At 58.0% G+C, this 17618-nt stretch carries 11 protein-coding genes; 8 read left to right on the forward strand and 3 right to left on the reverse strand.

Features of this window, described 5'->3' with window-relative positions; genetic code table 11:
* Positions 1 to 921, reverse strand: a complete 921-nt coding sequence (gene pqqB / locus QJ48_RS15115) for a pyrroloquinoline quinone biosynthesis protein PqqB (protein WP_054974396.1) — start codon at positions 919 to 921, stop codon at positions 1 to 3.
* A 435-nt stretch (positions 922 to 1356) separates the two neighbouring features.
* Between pqqB and QJ48_RS15120 the strand changes: the two genes are divergently transcribed.
* The 3 genes from QJ48_RS15120 to QJ48_RS15130 all read left to right on the forward strand — a co-directional run bounded on the left by QJ48_RS15120 (position 1357) and on the right by QJ48_RS15130 (position 9638).
* Positions 1357 to 1812, forward strand: coding sequence for an N-acetyltransferase (locus QJ48_RS15120; RefSeq protein ID WP_054974397.1), 456 nt, complete (start codon positions 1357 to 1359; stop codon positions 1810 to 1812).
* A 254-nt stretch (positions 1813 to 2066) separates the two neighbouring features.
* The gene (locus tag QJ48_RS15125; RefSeq protein ID WP_054974398.1) at positions 2067 to 7184 is read left to right on the forward strand and encodes a polysaccharide lyase family 8 super-sandwich domain-containing protein; all 5118 of its coding nucleotides are present in this window, start codon (positions 2067 to 2069) and stop codon (positions 7182 to 7184) included.
* 135 nt (positions 7185 to 7319) lie between these two features.
* Complete coding sequence (locus QJ48_RS15130) at positions 7320 to 9638, forward strand: AraC family transcriptional regulator (RefSeq protein ID WP_054974399.1); 2319 nt, start codon at positions 7320 to 7322, stop codon at positions 9636 to 9638.
* Between the two features lie 33 nt (positions 9639 to 9671).
* Here the strand turns inward: QJ48_RS15130 and QJ48_RS15135 are convergent, their stop codons facing one another.
* Positions 9672 to 10388: a TetR/AcrR family transcriptional regulator gene (locus QJ48_RS15135; protein ID WP_054974400.1), complete on the reverse strand. Its 717-nt coding sequence runs from the start codon at positions 10386 to 10388 to the stop codon at positions 9672 to 9674.
* A gap of 163 nt (positions 10389 to 10551) precedes the next feature.
* Here QJ48_RS15135 and QJ48_RS15140 point away from each other — a divergent pair, with 163 nt between their 5' ends.
* Positions 10552 to 10920: a VOC family protein gene (locus QJ48_RS15140; protein ID WP_054974401.1), complete on the forward strand. Its 369-nt coding sequence runs from the start codon at positions 10552 to 10554 to the stop codon at positions 10918 to 10920.
* A gap of 66 nt (positions 10921 to 10986) precedes the next feature.
* Here the strand turns inward: QJ48_RS15140 and QJ48_RS15145 are convergent, their stop codons facing one another.
* Complete coding sequence (locus QJ48_RS15145; RefSeq protein ID WP_054974402.1) at positions 10987 to 12390, reverse strand: TraB/GumN family protein; 1404 nt, start codon at positions 12388 to 12390, stop codon at positions 10987 to 10989.
* 331 nt (positions 12391 to 12721) lie between these two features.
* On the opposite strand from QJ48_RS15145, the gene QJ48_RS15150 reads away from it, so the two are divergent.
* The 4 genes from QJ48_RS15150 to QJ48_RS15165 all read left to right on the forward strand — a co-directional run bounded on the left by QJ48_RS15150 (position 12722) and on the right by QJ48_RS15165 (position 17590).
* The gene (locus tag QJ48_RS15150) at positions 12722 to 13717 is read left to right on the forward strand and encodes a sugar ABC transporter permease (RefSeq protein WP_054974403.1); all 996 of its coding nucleotides are present in this window, start codon (positions 12722 to 12724) and stop codon (positions 13715 to 13717) included.
* A 1-nt stretch (position 13718) separates the two neighbouring features.
* Positions 13719 to 14600 (forward strand): carbohydrate ABC transporter permease, encoded by an 882-nt coding sequence (locus QJ48_RS15155; RefSeq protein WP_054974404.1) that lies wholly within the window; start codon positions 13719 to 13721, stop codon positions 14598 to 14600.
* A gap of 90 nt (positions 14601 to 14690) precedes the next feature.
* Positions 14691 to 16223, forward strand: a complete 1533-nt coding sequence (locus QJ48_RS15160) for an extracellular solute-binding protein (protein ID WP_054974405.1) — start codon at positions 14691 to 14693, stop codon at positions 16221 to 16223.
* Between the two features lie 107 nt (positions 16224 to 16330).
* On the forward strand, positions 16331 to 17590 hold the full coding sequence (locus QJ48_RS15165) for an alpha-L-fucosidase (RefSeq protein ID WP_082420515.1): 1260 nt from the start codon (positions 16331 to 16333) through the stop codon (positions 17588 to 17590).
* Positions 17591 to 17618: the final 28 nt, after the last annotated feature.

The following is a 17618-nucleotide window of genomic DNA, read 5'->3' on the forward strand; positions in this document are numbered from 1 at the left end:
TCATACCTCCAGCTCCATGCCGTCGTATCCGATTTCGATGCCGAGCGCAAGCAGCGTATGGCATTCGGCCGACGCGGGATTCAGTATCGGATTGGTGTTGTTGATGTGCACGTAAATTTTACGCGCCGCGGTCAAGCGGGCAAGCCGGTGCAGGCTCCCGTCCGTTCCGTCGATCGGGACATGCCCCATGTCCCAAGCGGCCAGCTCCGAGACGCCCAGCCCCTTCAGCTCGTCGGCCTGCCAGAAGGTGCCGTCCAGCAAAATGCAGTCCGCATCCGTCAGCATCCGCTCCAGCTCGTCCGACCAAGCCTCGACGCCCGGGGCGTAGACGGCTTTGCCGCCGGTCAGCCGGTCCTCAAACCGGTAGCCGACGACCCAGGCCGGCGCTTCCCCGCCTCCGTCCCCGCCCAAGCATCCGTAAGCGTAGCGGGGCGCCTTGGACCCGAGGCAGAAGGGGGTAACCTCCAGCCTTCCGGCGAACAGGGCAAATGGAACGCCGGGCGTCATTTCCCGCCAGCGCGCGCCCGCATAAGGCTCCAGCATATGGCGGACGGGAAACGGCCCGGCCAGCGCTTGCATAACCGGACCGGTCACAAAAATGTCCAGCTGACCGCCCTCCCTTAAACTAAGCAGCCCGATCGTATGATCGAGCTCGGCATCGGTCAGCAGGACCCCCGCAATCGGCGTGCTGCGGAGCCCCGGTCCGGGCCGAAGGGGGGGCTGCGATTCAATCTGCTGGCGGATATCCGGCGTAGCGTTGATCAAATACCATGCGGCTCCGTCGCTGCTGACGGCCACGCTGCTTTGCATCCGGGTAAGCGCCTGTCCGTCGCGGGCGCGTGCCAAGCGGCAGTTGGGGCAAGCGCAGTTCCACTGCGGGAAGCCTCCCCCGGCTGCCGTCCCGATAATTTTGAGAAGCATCCGTCGTCCCCCTTATAGAAGGGATGCCGGATTTCTCCGGCAACCCGATTGTTGTGTGCTGCGGCTCAAGGAGCCGTTTATTTCTGGCAGGCATAACCGGTTACTTCGGCACAAAGGTCGATGATTTTAGCTTTTGGCTTTACCCACATCGTCGTTCCCTCCTTCCTCACTCGAATTCCCGGTAAAGTACAATCCGGCTGCAAGCTGCCGCGGACGGCAGGAAAACGGGCGCATCGGACCGGGGGCCATGTCCACAATGTATCCTATTCGAACGTCAGCAGTGATATGTATTTTTATGGAAAAACGACTCGGGTTTTGTTCAAAAGTATCCTCTTGGATTGTTTGACTAAACTTGTTTTTTAGCTTGGCCGGCTCCGCGTTTCTTCGCTACAATAAAGGGATATCAAACCAAGACGAGAAGGAGAATTTGTTGAGATGATACAGCAGTTGGACATGACGCAGCCTGCCGTGGCCGAGCAAGTGCTTCGGGTGCAGCTTCCGGCCTACCGGGTCGAAGCGGAACTGATCGGCTTCGACGGCATTCCCCAGCTCCGGGACACGGTTCAGACGTTGATGCAAGCGGAGGAGACGTTTTACGGCTATGCTGCGGACGGGACATTGGCGGGGGTCGTTGCGGTCGAAAAGGAGGAGGACGTGCTTCACATTACCCGGTTGGTCGTGCATCCGGATTATTTCCGCAGAGGCATCGGGAGAAGCTTGGTTCAGTACGCGCTTGAATCCGAACCGGGCATCCGCAAATTTGCGGTGAGCACGGGGGCGAAAAATGTGTCGGCCATTTCGTTATACAAGCAATTCGGATTTGCGGAGACCAAAGACGTCGAAGTCGCGCCCCAGGTGTTCATTACCATATTGGAAAAAGAAGTTAATTAATCCGGCTTGCGGCCGGAATTTACGATGCTACTAACCCGTCCTTATGGGCTTCATAAGACGGGTTTTTTCGTTTGAAAATGGCTGCTACGGCGGAAAAGCCGGGAACATTTTTTGCCCGGGCGGATTTACAAGAATTGAGCCTTGCCGAGCGGACGGCGTTTCTGTAAGTATAGAGATGCAATAGCGGCCGGAGTCCCGCGCGTTCTGCTTGAACTGGGGGGACGTTTGGCCGAAAGCCGCTGGGAGGGACCGGAATGAAAATGAACATGGTGAAAATTTTGACGATCCTGGCATTAGTGATGCCCGGCTGGTTTGTCCCGACAGGAGGAGGGATCGGGATGGCCGCTACAGGGAGCTTGGTGTTGAACGGCGATTTTGAAACCGTTGTCACGGACAGCTCCGGAAAGTGGACGGGAGGGAAAGCGCCGTCCAACTGGACAGGCGGATTCAAGGTCGGCGGTGGCGCCTTCGCTGTGGACTCAACACAAGCGCACGGCGGTACGAAGGCCCTGAAGCTGTCCGGAAGCGCGACGTCGGACCGGGCTTCCGTCACGCAATCGCCGCTTGTCACACCGAATAAAAGCTATAAGCTGTCTTTGTGGATGAAGACGGACAACGTGAACGCCGGAAGCGGCGGCATGTATGTCCGGACGCAGTATCTTTATTATAACGGCTCTACGAACACGAAAATCAGCGACGGCCCGTTAACGCCGAAACTAAAAGGAACCAGCGATTGGCAGCCCTACGATCTATATCTGACGATTCCGTCGAACGTGAACAAAGTCGTGGTGGAGCCGATTTTTGATTTTGCTTCCGGCACCGCTTGGGTGGACGATGTGACGCTCACGGAGTGGACCGGGGCGACCGGTATTGCTTTGGAACCAACCGCAGTATCCGTCGAAGTGGGGAAAACCGCGCAGCTGACTCCGGTCATTACGCCGAGCAGCGCGGCATCCGGCGTAACGGTGCTCTGGTCGTCGTCCGACGCTTCGGTCGCTTCCGTATCGGCTGCGGGCTTGGTTACGGGCAACCAGGTCGGTACCGCTACCATTACCGCCCGGACCGATGACGGCCGTTTGTCGGCGCAATCGATCGTCAGCGTAGAAAGCGCCCAAATGATGCAGGCTTACGATACGATCCGGCTGAAATGGCTGGACAAGCTGACGGGCGGTACAGGTTATGATCCTGCGGATGCCGACTACGCTTATTTTCTGAACAATCTGGCTTCCTCTGTCAGCAATGCGGAGCAAACCGGATTTTGGAACAAGCTGAACACGGCGGCGGGACGCACGTATCTCTGGAGCGATCTGGCCAGCACGACGGTCTCCGCGCAGATGACATCGAATTTCTCCCGCTTAAGAACGATGGCGGTCGCTTATAAGACGCCTTACTCGGCCTTGTACAACAATCCGGCGCTGAAGAAGGATCTTGTCGAGGCAATGGACTGGATGTACGCGAACCGGTACAACGAGAATAAAACGCCGTATGACAACTGGTGGGATTGGGAGATCGGGGCGGCTCAAACCATTAACGATATTCTTGTGCTGCTGTATGACGATCTGAGCCCGGCGCAGGTGGAGCAGTACATCAGGGCGATCGACAAGTTTTGCCCGGACCCGGTCTATTCCTCTGTTCTCGGAGTGAAAGGCAAGAAACAGAACGGCGCGAACCTGCTGGACAAAGCGCTGGTCGTTACGCTTCGCGGCGTGATCGGCAAGAACGGCGCGAAAATAGTACAGGGCCGCGATGCGATCGGCAGCGAGTTCGTCTATACGACGAGCGGCGACGGGGTGTACCGCGACGGCTCGCTGGTGCAGCACACGAACATCGCTTATACCGCAGGGTACGGCGGGGTGTGGCTGAAGGGCGCTGCGGATATGGGCTACATGCTGAACGGCTCGCCCTGGCCGATTACGGACCCGCGGACGAACACCGTGTACGATTGGGTGAGTCAAAGCTTCGAGCCGATCATCTATAACGGGCTTGCGCTCGATATGACGAACGGGCGGGGTATTTCCCGGCAGACCGCGGGCTCCGCACGGGGGCTCATGATGACCATCCTGCGCATGTCCGACGGCGCACCGGCGGATAAAGCGGCTGCTTACCGCAGCATGGTCAAGGAATGGATTACGAAGGATCGAATCACGACGAATTATTATCAGGCGTCCTCGTCGATTTATGAAATCAAGCTGCTGAAAGGATTGTTGAACGATCCCAGTGTACAGCCGCGCGGCGAGCTGGTGAAGAGCCAGATCATGGCGGGCATGGACAAAGTGTTTCATTTCCGTCCCGGTTACCTATTCGGCGTCAGCCTCTTCTCCGACCGGATCTCCTCGTTCGAGAAGGGCAACGGCGAGAACCTGAAGGGCTGGTTTACGGGCGTAGGCATGACGTATTTGTACAATGAGGATCAGACGCAGTACCGCAACGATTTTTGGCCGACGGTGGACTCATTCCGGCTGCCGGGCACGACGACGGACGGCTCCGGTAAAACGCTGACGGCAACCGATTGGGCGAGCTACCCCAACACCCAAACGTGGGTGGGAGGTTCCACCATGGACGGTCTGTACAGCGCGGTCGGGATGGACTTTACGCTCAAGAAGCTCACCGGCAGCGATCTGCAGGGCAAAAAATCTTGGTTCCTGCTCGACGATGAAATCGTCGCGCTCGGCGCCGGCATTACCTCTACGGGCAGCAATCCCGTTGAGACCATCGCCGACAACCGGAAGCTCACGGATGGGAACGACAACATCCTGACGATCGACGGCGCCATCGTGCCGAAGGAGACCACAGATCTCAATCGGACGGTTCAATGGGCGCATCTGACCGGGAACGTCCCGGGGACGGATATCGGGTATTATTTCCCGAACGGCGCGAATGTGGCTGTGAAGCGGGAAGCGCGCACCGGAGCGTGGAAGGACATCAATACGGGGTTCAGCTCGACGCCGATCACCCGCAACTACCTAAGTCTGGCCTTCGCGCATGGCGTCAAGCCGGTGAACGCGGATTACGCTTACGTTCTGCTGCCGAACCGGAATGCGGCGGCAACCCAGAGCTACAGCGCGCAGCCGCCGGTGTCGATTCTCGCGAACAATGCTCAGGTGCAGGCGGTGCGAAAGCCGTCGCTCGGGATCACGGCGGCGAATTTCTGGCAGGCCGGGACGGTCGATTCGTTGACGGCGCGAAATCCGGTTTCCGCGATGGTGAAGGAGCGGAATGGAGAAATCACGCTCTCCGTTTCCGATCCAACGCAGAAGCAATCGTCGGTGACTGTCGAGTTGAACCGCAGCTCGCTGGTGCCGGTAAGTCAGGACGGCACGGTGCAGGTCGTTCAGACCTCGCCTACGCTGGTCGTACAGATCAACGTGGCCGGTTCGGCAGGGGCGACACACACGATCAAGCTGCGCGATCCGCTCGTCCCGCACTGGGAGGGCGGTGTGCTGCAGGCCACTGGCGTCTCGGAAACCGGCGTATCCCTCGCCTGGTCCGGGGCGGTGACGAGCACGGTAACCGATGCGACGTACCGCATCTATCAGAACGGAGCCCCGATCGCCAGCGTCAGCGGCAGCACTTACGGGTATGACGTGCGCCAATTGGCGCCAGGCACGACTTATACGTTCGCCGTACAGGTGGCGGATGCGGGCGGACGCGTCAGCACTGACGGTCCGAGCGTAACAGTAACGACTTTGCGTACGGAGCGGCCGGATACGGCCGCTCCTACGTGGCCGTTGGGCAGCACGCTGACCGCTGCGGAAGCGAACCGCGGCGAAGTCACGCTCGCTTGGACGCCTGCGGCCGATGACAACGGCATAGCCGGATACCGCGTCGGCTGGGGCGCCAGTCAATCGGCTACCGTGGCCGGCAGCGTGTATTCGACCGTGATCCGGGGCTTGGCCCCGAACACGTCGTATACGTTCCGCGTCGAGGCGGTGGATGGCGCGGGCAACTGGAGCGCCGGAGGACCTAGCGTGACGGTGACCACGGCGGGCTTGGAGCCCGAGAAGCCGGGTCCCGGCCCGAACCCGGGGCCGAAGCCTGGCCCTGGACCGGGCCCAACGCCTGAGCCTGGACCAGGCCCAAGCCCTGGACCGTCGCCGAAGCCTGATTCGAGCTCGGATTCGGATTCCGGCTCGGACTCGGGCTCGTCAACACCCGAGGCTTCGCCGAGTCCCACTCCGCAGCCCGGAGCATCCGGCTCTGCTGCGGCGGGATCGAACGATCCGTCGAAGAAGCCCGGGACGATCGTCGTGAAGGAAGAGGAGCTTCGGAAGGTTGCGGATGGCAAAGTGACGCTGCGCATGGACGAATCGGCGTCGGAACTGGCGCTCCCGGCACAAGCGGCCTCCTTGCTGCGGAACAACCCGCTGGAAGTGGAAATCGGCAAGGCAGCGCTCACGATTCCAGCCGCCGTGCTGGAACAAATCAGCGGCAGCCTGCCTTCGGATACGGCGGACGCGCGGATTGTGCTGCGTCTGCGTCCGGCGGCAGAGCAAGCGGTCGCGCCGAATGCGGCCAAGCCCGACCTGTCGTCGGAGCTGCGCTTGGCAGGGACGGTGTATGAGATGCAAATCGGCGCGGTTGCGCCAAACAAGCCGGCCTTCCGTCCGGAGAAGTTCTCCGCGCCGATCGTGCTGAAGCTGCCATACGATGCCGCCCGGACAGCCGATCCGGACCGGCTGGGCATTTACGCCTATAACGAAACGTCGAAGACATGGGATTTTGTCGGGGCGAAGGTCGATAAAGCGGCAGGTACGGTATCGGCAGCCGTTACGGCATGCTGCACGTTCGCCGTACTGGATTACGACAAATCGTTCGCGGATGTGCCGGAGGACCATTGGGCGCACCGCACGCTGAAGGTCATGGCCTCCAAGCATATCGTCAGCGGTGTGACGGAACGCGAATTCAACCCCCAAGGAGCGACGACGCGTGCGGAATTTGCCGCCATGCTCGTTCGCTCCCTTGGACTGAAAGCAACCCCGTCGGGGACGTCTTTCCGCGATGTAGACCCGAAGGCGTGGTATGCGGACGCGATTGCGGCCGTTCATGAAGCGGGAGTGGTCGACGGGGTGACGGGCACGTCGTTTGCCCCGGGCGAACCGATCACCCGGGAGCAAATGGCCGTCATGCTGATGCGGGCTTACGCTTTCCAGGGCGGCAAGGCGGCGGCGCCGGATGTACAGCAACTTGCAGGCTACCGGGACGCCGGACAAATTTCCGCATGGGCGGAGGACGCGGTCCGGCAGGCCGTTAAGCTCGGCTTCCTGCAGGGGCAGGCGGAAGACCGGCTTGCTCCGCAAGTTCACGCGGTACGCGCCGAAGTCGCTCAAGTGCTGCTGCACATGATCACGGCAGCCGACCCGCAGGGGAAGTAGGCGTTTGCCAGATAAATTATAGAAAGCCATCTACGCGGGCGCGCCGTGCCTTTTGACCGGTGCGCCTGTGGTCTTGCCAAACGGCCGGATGACGCATTAGACTAAAGTGGAGAAAGCGAGGGGGAGTCATACACCATGAAACGCACCTATTTCCGCATACGGAACCCGTTTGCTTCGTTTCGCAAGTCGATGCTGCGGCGCATGCTTGCCGTATCGCTTTTTGCCTCGATCTTCCCCGTCATCTTTGTCGGGTTCTCCAGCTATTGGTTTGCGTCGTCCGCGATCCGCGAGGAAGTGGACCAAGCCAACGCCCGCGTCTTGAAGCACGCTTCGTACTCCATCGATACGGCGCTGCAGCGGGTCCGCAGCAATGCGCTTCAGATGCTGCTCGGTTCGTTTTTCAACGGTAACCTGACGGAGCAGAAATGGACGAACTACGCCGGTTTTTACTCCAATTTGTTCCAAAACCTGTCCTCTCTTCAAAATAGCAACGCCGAGATTAGCCGCATTGTCATGTATATTGCCGAAGACGATTATCTGGTGTCGCCGGATCAAGGCGGACATAAGGTAGCCGGAGAGGAGGACCGCCGGCAGCTGCAAGGTCTGCTTGCTTCCCGCGAAGCGATGTACTGGAGCCACGATACGTTCCGGTTTATGGGGAATGCCCCCGGCGGGCAGGCGACCGTAACGCTCGTATGTCAGGTGCCGTTTCAAGCCTCGGAGCCGATCGGGCTGCTGCTTCTGCAGCTGAATCCGTCGTTCCTTCAGGAAAATATGACGCGATTTTCCGCTTACCCGGGCGAACTTTCGTTCATCTTGAACGAGGAGGGCCGGGAAGTCGTCTCGTCGGCCGGACAGCCTGCTCCTCAGGGGTTGTATGAGCAGGTGGGAGAGCATCCCGGACGCGCCTTCTCCTTCACTTGGGAAGGGCGCGATTATTTGGTCACCGCCCTCCATTCTTCGTTCAACGGCTGGACGTACCTCGACATGGTGCCTTTGCAGGAGCTGAACGCCAAATCCCGCGGCATCGCCGTCATCACCGTCGCCATCGTGCTGGTGTTTTTGCTGCTGGGCGCAGCGGCCACGGCTTGGAGCACGAAGCGGCTTTACCGGCCGATCGAGCATCTGGTCTCGCTGGTGCGCGGGAACCGGGACGAGGAGCTGCTGGCCGACGAGATCGGCTACGTGCAGAGCCGGTGGGCGGAGCTGAACCAGGCGACAACCCGTCTGCAGACGCAGCTCAACCGGCAGCTTCCGGCCATTCGCGAGGCGTTCGCGCTGCAGTGGCTGCAGGGGCATTACGCGCATTATACGTCGGAGCAGCTTCCGGTTCTGTTCGAACGGTATGCCGTACCATACGGGCACACGCATGCTGTCTTCGTGCTCGCTTACGATCAATCGCCGGACGGCAGCAGCCGGTTCCGGGAAAGCGACAAGGAATTGATCGTCTTTACGATGAAAAATATCGCGCAGGACGTACTCGCGCAGCAGGGTGCAAGCGGCATGGTTGTGAACCTGCTGAACGATCAGATTGCCGTCTGGCTCTGGGAAGACACGGAGGACCCTGCGGCATGGTTCGCGCAGGTGCAGGAATTGGCTGCGGGACTGCGCGCCGTGCTGGCCGACTACTTGAAGCTGCCAGTCACGGCAGGGCTTGGGGACGGGCCGGGGCAGCCGGGCGGCATGCCAAGGCTGTTCGCGCAGGCGGCGATGGCGATCCGCTCCCGATTCTGGGCCGGGACCGGTCAAGTCATCCGCAGCGGGGACGGAGATATCGGCGAAGCGAAGTCCTACCCGTACCCGTTCGAGATCGAAGCGGGGCTGGAGCAGGCGCTGCGCAACGGCGATGCCGCGGAAGCGGAGCTGCAGCTTGAGCAGTTCGCCGCCTATGCGCAGGAGACGCTGCGGGAGACGGAGCGGATTCGGACGGCCTATTACCAGCTCCTCACCGCCGCGCTGCGGGTTGTCTTTCTGCTCAATCTGTCGCTTAAAGAAGGCGACGGGACCGGCGACGAAACCGACCTGTACGTGCAGATCAAGAACGTGCATTCGATCCAAGAGCTGAACGACTGGTTCCGGGAGCGGCTGATCCGTCCGATTGCCCGGAAGGTGCAGCAAAGGCATCATCAGGAATACGAGCGGACGTTCGAGACCGCCATCGCTTATATCGAGGCGAATCATCATATCGATCTGTCGCTGGATCAAGTCGCCGAGCGCTGCGGACTCAGCCCGCCTTATTTCAGCAAGCTGTTCAAGCGCATCATAGGCGTGTCGTTCATCGAATATTTGACGGCCTACCGCATCGACCGCGCCAAGACGCTGCTGCAGACGACCGGCCTGTCCGTCGCCGAAGTGGCGGAGAGCGTTGGCTACCAGCCGAAAAATTTCATCCGCGTATTCAAAAAACAAACCGGGCAAACGCCCGGTCAATTCCGTGAGACGGGTTCGGCGTAAGGCCGGACCCATTTTATTTTGTCGAACAGTACCTTACTCCTGCGGCAGTTTGGTTGAAAAGCCCTCGATCAATACGCTTAAGCCAAAAGAAAACTCCTTCTCCCAATCCGTATTTGTGATATGGGGCGCCAGGCGGATCGTATTGGGGAAGTGCTCCTCCGGCAATTGACGAAAAAACCGGCTGTACTGCTCGCCCATCGCTTCAAACGAAGCATGATCTTCTTCCCCGGCAAAAGCGTGAAGCCGAGTTTCTTCGGCCACGAATCCCAGCACATAGTTTTTCAGCATGGACGCGATCCACGGGATTTGAGGGTCCGCGAAGCCAGCCGAGACGAAGAGCTGATAGAGCTTTTCAATTTGCGTTAGACGCTGATAGCCCACCCCGATGGTAAGATTGAACAGCTCTACCGCATCCCGGTGCTGAAGAAGGACTTTCCTGAACTGAATTCCCCATTGCAAAACCTGCTCTTTCCATGGCAGCGACGCCTCCGGCCAAACCATTTCCCCGCTGATTTTATCCGAAAGCAATTGCATCAACTGTTCTTTATCTCTGAAATGATAATATAAGGAGGCGGTTTTGACCTGCAGCTTGTCTGCGATTTTGCGCATGCTGAGTTCCTTCAGGCCGATCTCATCCAGCACCTGCAGCGCGGTTTGAAGGATACGAACCCGGTCGAGCGGAATATGCGCGGCTTCCGCCTCCGGCCAACCCAGGATGGAGTCCGGGGGAGAGATCCTTTTCCTAGCCATGAGAATTCACCCTTTCCGTTGACAAGTATACCATATTCGATTATTCTAACACTATTAGATTAATCTAATATAATTAGATTAAAAGGTGATCCTGGTGAACACCTGCGATAAGGTGCATATTCTGCCCTGCGGTAGAGTCAAAGTTATACGAGGAGGCAACTTTATGAAACTGAACCACTTAAATCTTTGCGTTAACGATCTGTCCGAAGCAACGGATTTCTTCCGGAGCTTATTCGACTTTCAACTGCTCGGCCAGAAAGGCGACGCTCTCGCCGTGATGAGCGATGGAGAGGGCTTTACTCTGGTTTTGAGCCGTTTTCAGGAGGAGACCGTCACTTACCCGAAGGATTTCCATCTCGGTTTTTATGTTGAAACGATGGCCGAGGTAGATGAGTTCTACGCCAAGCTCGCTGCCGCCAATATTCATACGGATCACGGTCCCAGAAAAATGAGAGGCGGTTACACCTTGTACTTTACGGCCCTTGGCGGCCTGCTCTTTGAAGTCACGTCTTTCTTTCGCGAATCCGAATGACGAATAGCAAGAAACCGCCCCATATCGAATCGGTTTCGATACGGGGCGGCTCTTTATCGCCTAGTGTTATTGAATAAATTGCACGTCGTAGCCTTTTTGCTTCAATTGGTCGAGAACCATATCTTTCACCGCATAGTGCGCCGCACCGATGACGACAAAATAAGTGGATTTACCGTCTTTCTCCAACAATTCCACCAGTTTTTTCGTCATGTTCTTGTCCCGTTCCCCGAGCAGCCTTTGAGCCAGCCCGCTTTGGTTAAACTGCTGGGAAGAAGCGGAGAAGGATTGGCTAAAGCCGTCCAAGTCCCCCTTGGCCCACAACTGCTGCCATTGCTTGAACTGCGCAGCCATGTCCGGAGCACTGGCGTCAGGCGTCAACAGGTGGTCCAGCATCGCATTCAGTTCTTTCTCCTGCTCTTGCGGAGACGCGCTGCTCAGAACATCGCCTTGCAGCTTGAACCCTTCCAGCTCCTGAACCGGTTTTCCGGCCAGCTTGGCGCTCGATAGGAAGTGCATATCGACACCCAAAGCGGTAGCCTGCGCCAACTCCTCAGGAGATTTCATAAGCGCCGTAAGGGACAGGTTGGAGTTGATCACCCAAGGCTTAAGCTGATCGAAGGCTTGTTTGGGCAGTCCCAATTTGTCGATTACGCGCTCCAGCTTTTCATAGGTTTCTTTGGATACGTGATCCTTCAGCGTCGTGCCGTCGTTATAGCTCGTCAGACTGGTGAAATACTCCAATCCAGCCGTGTCGTCCCCCATGAGATTCACTTCGACCAGCAGAGCGTCGGACGATTGGAACGCATCCTTGACTTGCTTCCGCAGCGGATACATCTCCGGAATCCCCAGATGAATCGATCCGAACAAATACATCGTATTGTTCCCCCTGGTCACTTTCCAGAAAAGCCCTTTTGCCCCGCCGTCGGCAGTTTCGTAGGCATATTCGATGACCCGGCTGGCCAACACGACCGCCTGTTCGACGGTGCACGGTTGATCCAACTCCAAACCGCTGCCCGTTCCTTGGACGATGCCTTTCTTCTGCAAATACGCAATCGGCTCAGCGTCCTTATCCATCTCGAAGGCTGCCGGCAGCTCGTATTGCTTTAACAAACCGAACAAAGATTGGAGAACGGTGTCTCTAGTAATCGTTGCGGTTCCCGATGGCAGCGTGAACTCGCCCTTTTTGCTTAATCCCAGCGCATCCAGCTTCGCTCCGGCCGCTTGCACTAACGATTGAAATCTATCATGAGTGATCGGTTTTTGAAAGGTTCCGTCATAGTACCAAGACAGCGGGAAAATGCCGTATTTTTCCCCTTCGTTCAGTACGCCCATCGACCATGGACTGATCTGAGGCGCAGCCTGTGGCGCTTCGTTCGCCAGTGCGGGTACGACGGTTCCGAGCATTGTGGTGACGGCGAACAAGCCTCCGGCCAGACCGCGTTTCCACTTGTTCCATGTTCCAGATTTCATGCAATGTTGCCTCCCAGATGTATGTAGTAGAATCATAGATGAAAGCAGTACTGATTATAGACCTTTCGGCTGGAAAACTCAACCATAGGGAGGAAAACACGGGCTGCGGTCATGCTCATTTTTTATATTGCCGGCGAAGATAAGAAGTGGGCATGACGCTTGTAAATCGTGCACCGGCGCGTCTTTTCGGCATCTGTCGCGAGGGGCGATGCTCCTTTTTTGCCCGGAAACCGCCCCAAGAATTGAGCCTTGCTGCCATCTCCGCTTCGCTGTACGATGCAGACATATTCGATCGAAGACGGATTGATCTGACAACGCAGGAGGTGGAAGCATGGGTTCATCCGAAACGGAAGCAGTTCGCGGTACGAACGTTCCGGCCGGCTTGCGGAAGAACGGAGCCGGGCCGAAGACAAACGGCTTCATCAAGGAATGGGCGGTCGCTTTGCGAAGAGACAAAGGCTTATACTTGCTCGCGGCGCCGGGATTGCTGTTTTTTCTCGTTTTTAAATATTTCCCGATTTGGGGATTGGCTCTGGCTTTCAAGGATTACTCGCCTTGGAGCGGCTTCTGGGGCAGCGAATGGGTAGGGTTCAAATATTTTCAGGAATTTTTCTCGAACCCCGACTTCTGGATTTTGTTCCGCAACACGATGGGGATCAGCTTCATGAACATCTTATTTTTCTTCCCGATGCCGATCGTGCTGGCGCTGCTGCTGAACGAAGTGCGCGCGCTGTTCTTTAAGAAATTCGTGCAAACGGTTATTTACTTGCCTCACTTTTTATCCTGGGTCGTGATCGTGGGCATCTGCTTCCTGCTGCTCAGCCAAGGCACCGGCGTGGTCAACCAATTGATCACGGAATCCGGGGGCAAGTCGATTGCTTTCTTGACGAACCCGGACGGCTTCTGGCTCATGCTGACCGCGCAGAGCATCTGGAAGGAAGCGGGCTGGGGGACGATTATTTTCCTCGCGGCGCTTACGGCCATTAACCAGGAACTGTACGAGGCGGCCCAGATCGACGGGGCGAACCGCTGGAAGCAAATGCTGAACATTACGCTGCCGGGCATCCGCAGCACGATCATCGTGCTGTTCATCCTGCGGCTCGGACAAGTACTGGAGGTCGGCTTCGAGCAAATTTACCTGATGGCGAGTGCGCCGGTATCCAGCGTAGCCGACGTGTTCGACACCTACGTCTACCGCGTAGGCATCCTGAACGGCCGGTTCGGCTATGCAACCGTCGTCGGCGTCTTTAAATCCGTCGTCGGTCTCATCCTCGTCGTTACGGCCAACCGTCTCGCGAAGCGTTTCGGAGAGGAGGGGCTCTACTAACATGAAAGCATCGGCCTCTTACCGTTTCTTTCAAGCGGCGAATTACGTGCTGTTGACCGTCATCTCGCTGCTGACGCTGCTGCCTTTTCTGTATGTGGTGATCGTCTCGTTCACCGACGCGAACGAGTACGTGACGAAGTCGGTCGTTATTTTTCCGGAAAAATGGAGTCTTGACTCGTACCGGTACATCTTGTCGACAGGGACGTTCATCCGGTCGATGGGAATCAGTGCGGTGTTGGCCGTCGTCGGTACCCTGCTCAGTCTTGTGGTGACCAGCTCGCTCTCGTATGTGCTGTCACGCAAGCGGCTCAAGGGCAAGCAGTTTTTCCTCGTGGCGATTTTGCTCACGATGCTGTTTCAGCCGGGGATGATTCCGAACTATATGCTTGTGGACAGCCTGGGCCTTACCGATACGATCTGGGCGCTCATTTTGCCGGTGCTGACCGGGGCCTGGTACGTGTTCTTGATGAAGAACTTCTATCAGGACGTGCCCGCCGAATTGGAGGAGGCCGCCAACATCGACGGCTGCTCGGACATCGGCGTCTTCTTCCGGGTCATGCTGCCGCTCTCGCTGCCGGCGCTGGCCGCTTTCGGACTGTTTTTTGCAGTGGCGTACTGGAATACGTATTTCAGCGCGGTGCTGTACATTAACGACGACTCGCTGCGGCCGATGCAGGTGCTGCTCCAACTGCTGCTGATTCAGGCGTCCACGCAGGTAGCCGACCCGAGCGTCGCGGCCATGATCCAAAGCGAGCAGACCGTGCCGCCGGATGTTATCAAAATGGCTGCCGTCGTCATCTCCTCGCTGCCGATCGTTGTGATTTATCCATTTTTGCAGAAGTATTTCGTCAAGGGTATGATGGTGGGCTCGGTCAAAGGCTGATGCATTGTAGTCTGACCGTGTCCGGCCGTTCACCGATAAAAGAAACATTCGCCTCGCATCCGGAAACATACTTAAGGGAGGTCATCTTGAATGAAAACGATGAAAACAATCGCAGCAGGCGCCGTATCGGTCGCCCTGGTCGCTTCGCTCGCCGCCTGCGGCGGGAAGCCGTCCGACGCTCCGGCAGCTCAAGGGGACGGCAAATCCGGCAAGCCGATGGATATCACCGTCACGACGATCGCGTTCAGCGCGGCGCCGACCGGGGAGCTGGAAGGGCTCAAGAAGATCGGCGAGAAATTCAACGTCAATCTGAAAATCAATTACATCCCGGCCAACAACATTACGGAAAAGCTGAACGTGCTGCTGGCGTCGAGCGACATTACCGACGTGATGTTCGTGGAGGACTTCAACACGACGCCGAGCTTCCTGAATGCGATCGACAAGGGCGCGTTCTGGGAACTGACGCCGTATATCAAAAATTACCCGAACTTATCCAAATATCCGCAAAACGTTTTTGATAACGCCTCCATTAAAGGCAAGCTGTATTCGCTGCCGCGGGTGCGTCCGCTGGACGGCTCCGAGGCGCTCGTGCTGCGCAAAGACTGGCTTGAAAAGCTCGGCATGCAGCCGCCGAAGACAATGGATGAGCTGTATAACGTGCTTACGGCCTTCGCGAAGAACGACCCGGACGGCAACGGCAAGGCCGATACGTACGGATTGGCGCTCTTCGGTTCGCCGGGCCCGGCCGGGTATCTGATCAGTATGTTCGGCGCGGGAACGGGCTGGCAGAAAGGCGCGGACGGCAGCATCACCCCGAACTGGATGACGCCGCAGGCGAAAGAGGCGATGCAGTTCTGGAACAAAACGTTCCAATCCGGAGGCATCATGCCGGATCTGCCGGTCATGAAGAGCCAGCAGGTGCGCGACATGCTCGTTCAAGGAAAAGCCGGTGCGGCGATCACGAACGTCTCCGACGCCTATAAATTCAATCAAGACTTGAAAAAAGCGAATCCGAACGCCAACCTGGTGGCCTATGAGATTCCGAAAGCTGCCGACGGCAAAGCGCATTACGAGCAGGCTATCGGCTATTACGGCCAATTCCTCGTCAGCAAGAAAGTGAGCGAGGAGAAGCTGAAGCGCATTCTGGAAGTGTACGATTATACGGCTACCGAGGAAGGCTACAATCTGGGAACATACGGCATCAAGGATACGGACTTCACCATCGGCGCGGACGGCGCGGTCACACAAACGGAAGATGGCAAGAAGAAAGGCTATTCGGGCGACTCTACGGGCCAATGGGTAACCGGCTATTACAACAAGTATTTGCGCGCCAGCGTGCCGGGCATGCCGTCTGACGTACTGGAATACAATAAAAAGCTGGTCGATACGATCGCGGGACAATCCGAGCCGAATCCGGAGTTCGGGCTGCCGAAATCGGCGCCGTTCAAGGAAAAAGGAGCCGACTGGAACAAAAAGATCAACGATATGATGATCAACGTTATTATCGGAAAAGCGACGATCGACGATTGGGACAAATTCGTCAAGACGATGAAGGACGACCCGGGCTATCAAAGCCACATCAAGGAAATGAACGAGAGCTATAAAGCCAAGGGTCAGAAGTAATCCGGCTGACGAACCAAGCCCGCCTGTACTCCTCCAAGGGAGTGGCAGAGCGGGCTTGGCTGCGAGGGTGCCCGGAAATTCGAAGAAGCGGAAGGAGATGTGCCGGCATGATGAAGCATGAGCCTTTATTAGCCGTACCGACGGAGCAGCAGCTCCGCTGGCAGGATATGGAGATGGGGATGTTTTGCCATTTTGGCATCAATACGTTTTGCGATCAGGAATGGGGCGACGGCTCGGACTCGCCCGAGCGGTTCCATCCGACAGCACTGGATGCCAACCAGTGGGTAAGGACCGCGAAGCAGGCCGGGTTCCGCTATTTTATATTGACCGCGAAGCACCATGACGGCTTCTGCTTATGGCCGACCCGGACGACGGACTATTCGGTGAAGTCGAGCCCGTGGCTTGACGGGAACGGCGATGTCGTGCGCGCTTGTGCGGAGGCCTGCCGAAGCGAGGGGCTCGGATTCGGCATTTATGTATCGCCGTGGGACCGGAATGCGGCCTGCTATCGGGATCGCGCGGCTTACGATGACTTCTACGCCGAGCAGCTGACCGAGCTGCTGACGCAGTACGGACCGCTCGCCGAGGTATGGTTCGACGGGGCCGGGTCCGAGGGCCGGGAGTACGATTGGCCGCGCATCATCGCGCTCGTCAAACGGCATCAGCCGGACGCGATGATTTTCAACATGGGGGCCCCGACGATCCGATGGGTCGGGAACGAGGACGGCGTCGCGCCGTATCCGTGCTGGAACACGGCCGAGACGGCCCGGGTCAGCATGTTCACCGAGGCCGCCGTGAACTGGCTGCCGGAGACGCCGGATTGGCTGCCTGCCGAGTGCGACGTGCCGATCCGCAAGAATCACTGGTTCTGGCATCCGGACGACGAAGCTCGCCTGCTGAGCCTGGAGGAGCTCATGGACGTGTATTACCGCTCGGTCGGGCACGGAGCGACGCTGCTGCTGAACGTAGCTCCGAATCGGCGGGGGCTGCTGCCGGAGGCGGATGTGGAGCGAGTACTGGCGTTCGGGGAGGAGATCCGCCGCCGTTTTGGCAGCCCGCTCGCCGAGGTGAAGGACGCCGAAGGCGCGGCGGAGTTGGTGCTGGACGAACCTATGGAGCTGGATCATGCGGTGCTCATGGAAGACATCCGGTATGGCGAGCGCATCCGGGAATATTCGTTGGAAGCGATGCTGGACGGACAGTGGGTTGAGCTCGTCCGAGGCAGTGCGGTCGGCCACAAGAAGATCGACCGGTTTGCTCCGGTCCGTACGGATCGGATTCGTCTGAACGTGCTGGACAGCATCGCCGTGCCGAAAATCCGCTCGATGTCCGTGTATTGCGTTACCGGGGAGGAAGGGAATAAGTAGATGCCATCGGCCCCAGCCGTCCTTTCTG

Source organism: Paenibacillus sp. A3 (assembly GCF_001399685.1).
GTDB lineage: Bacteria > Bacillota > Bacilli > Paenibacillales > NBRC-103111 > Paenibacillus_G.

Excerpts from the sequence above, each read along its gene's own strand:
- QJ48_RS15120 (WP_054974397.1), top strand. The coding sequence starts at position 1,357 with ATGATACAGCAGTTGGACATGACGCAGCCTGCCGTGGCCGAGCAAGTG.
- QJ48_RS15140 (WP_054974401.1), top strand. The coding sequence starts at position 10,552 with ATGAAACTGAACCACTTAAATCTTTGCGTTAACGATCTGTCCGAAGCA.
- pqqB (WP_054974396.1), bottom strand. The coding sequence starts at position 921 with ATGCTTCTCAAAATTATCGGGACGGCAGCCGGGGGAGGCTTCCCGCAG.
- QJ48_RS15130 (WP_054974399.1), top strand. The coding sequence starts at position 7,320 with ATGAAACGCACCTATTTCCGCATACGGAACCCGTTTGCTTCGTTTCGC.
- QJ48_RS15145 (WP_054974402.1), bottom strand. The coding sequence starts at position 12,390 with ATGAAATCTGGAACATGGAACAAGTGGAAACGCGGTCTGGCCGGAGGC.
- QJ48_RS15160 (WP_054974405.1), top strand. The coding sequence starts at position 14,691 with ATGAAAACGATGAAAACAATCGCAGCAGGCGCCGTATCGGTCGCCCTG.
- QJ48_RS15155 (WP_054974404.1), top strand. The coding sequence starts at position 13,719 with ATGAAAGCATCGGCCTCTTACCGTTTCTTTCAAGCGGCGAATTACGTG.
- QJ48_RS15165 (WP_082420515.1), top strand. The coding sequence starts at position 16,331 with ATGATGAAGCATGAGCCTTTATTAGCCGTACCGACGGAGCAGCAGCTC.
- QJ48_RS15150 (WP_054974403.1), top strand. The coding sequence starts at position 12,722 with ATGGGTTCATCCGAAACGGAAGCAGTTCGCGGTACGAACGTTCCGGCC.
- QJ48_RS15135 (WP_054974400.1), bottom strand. The coding sequence starts at position 10,388 with ATGGCTAGGAAAAGGATCTCTCCCCCGGACTCCATCCTGGGTTGGCCG.
- QJ48_RS15125 (WP_054974398.1), top strand. The coding sequence starts at position 2,067 with ATGAAAATGAACATGGTGAAAATTTTGACGATCCTGGCATTAGTGATG.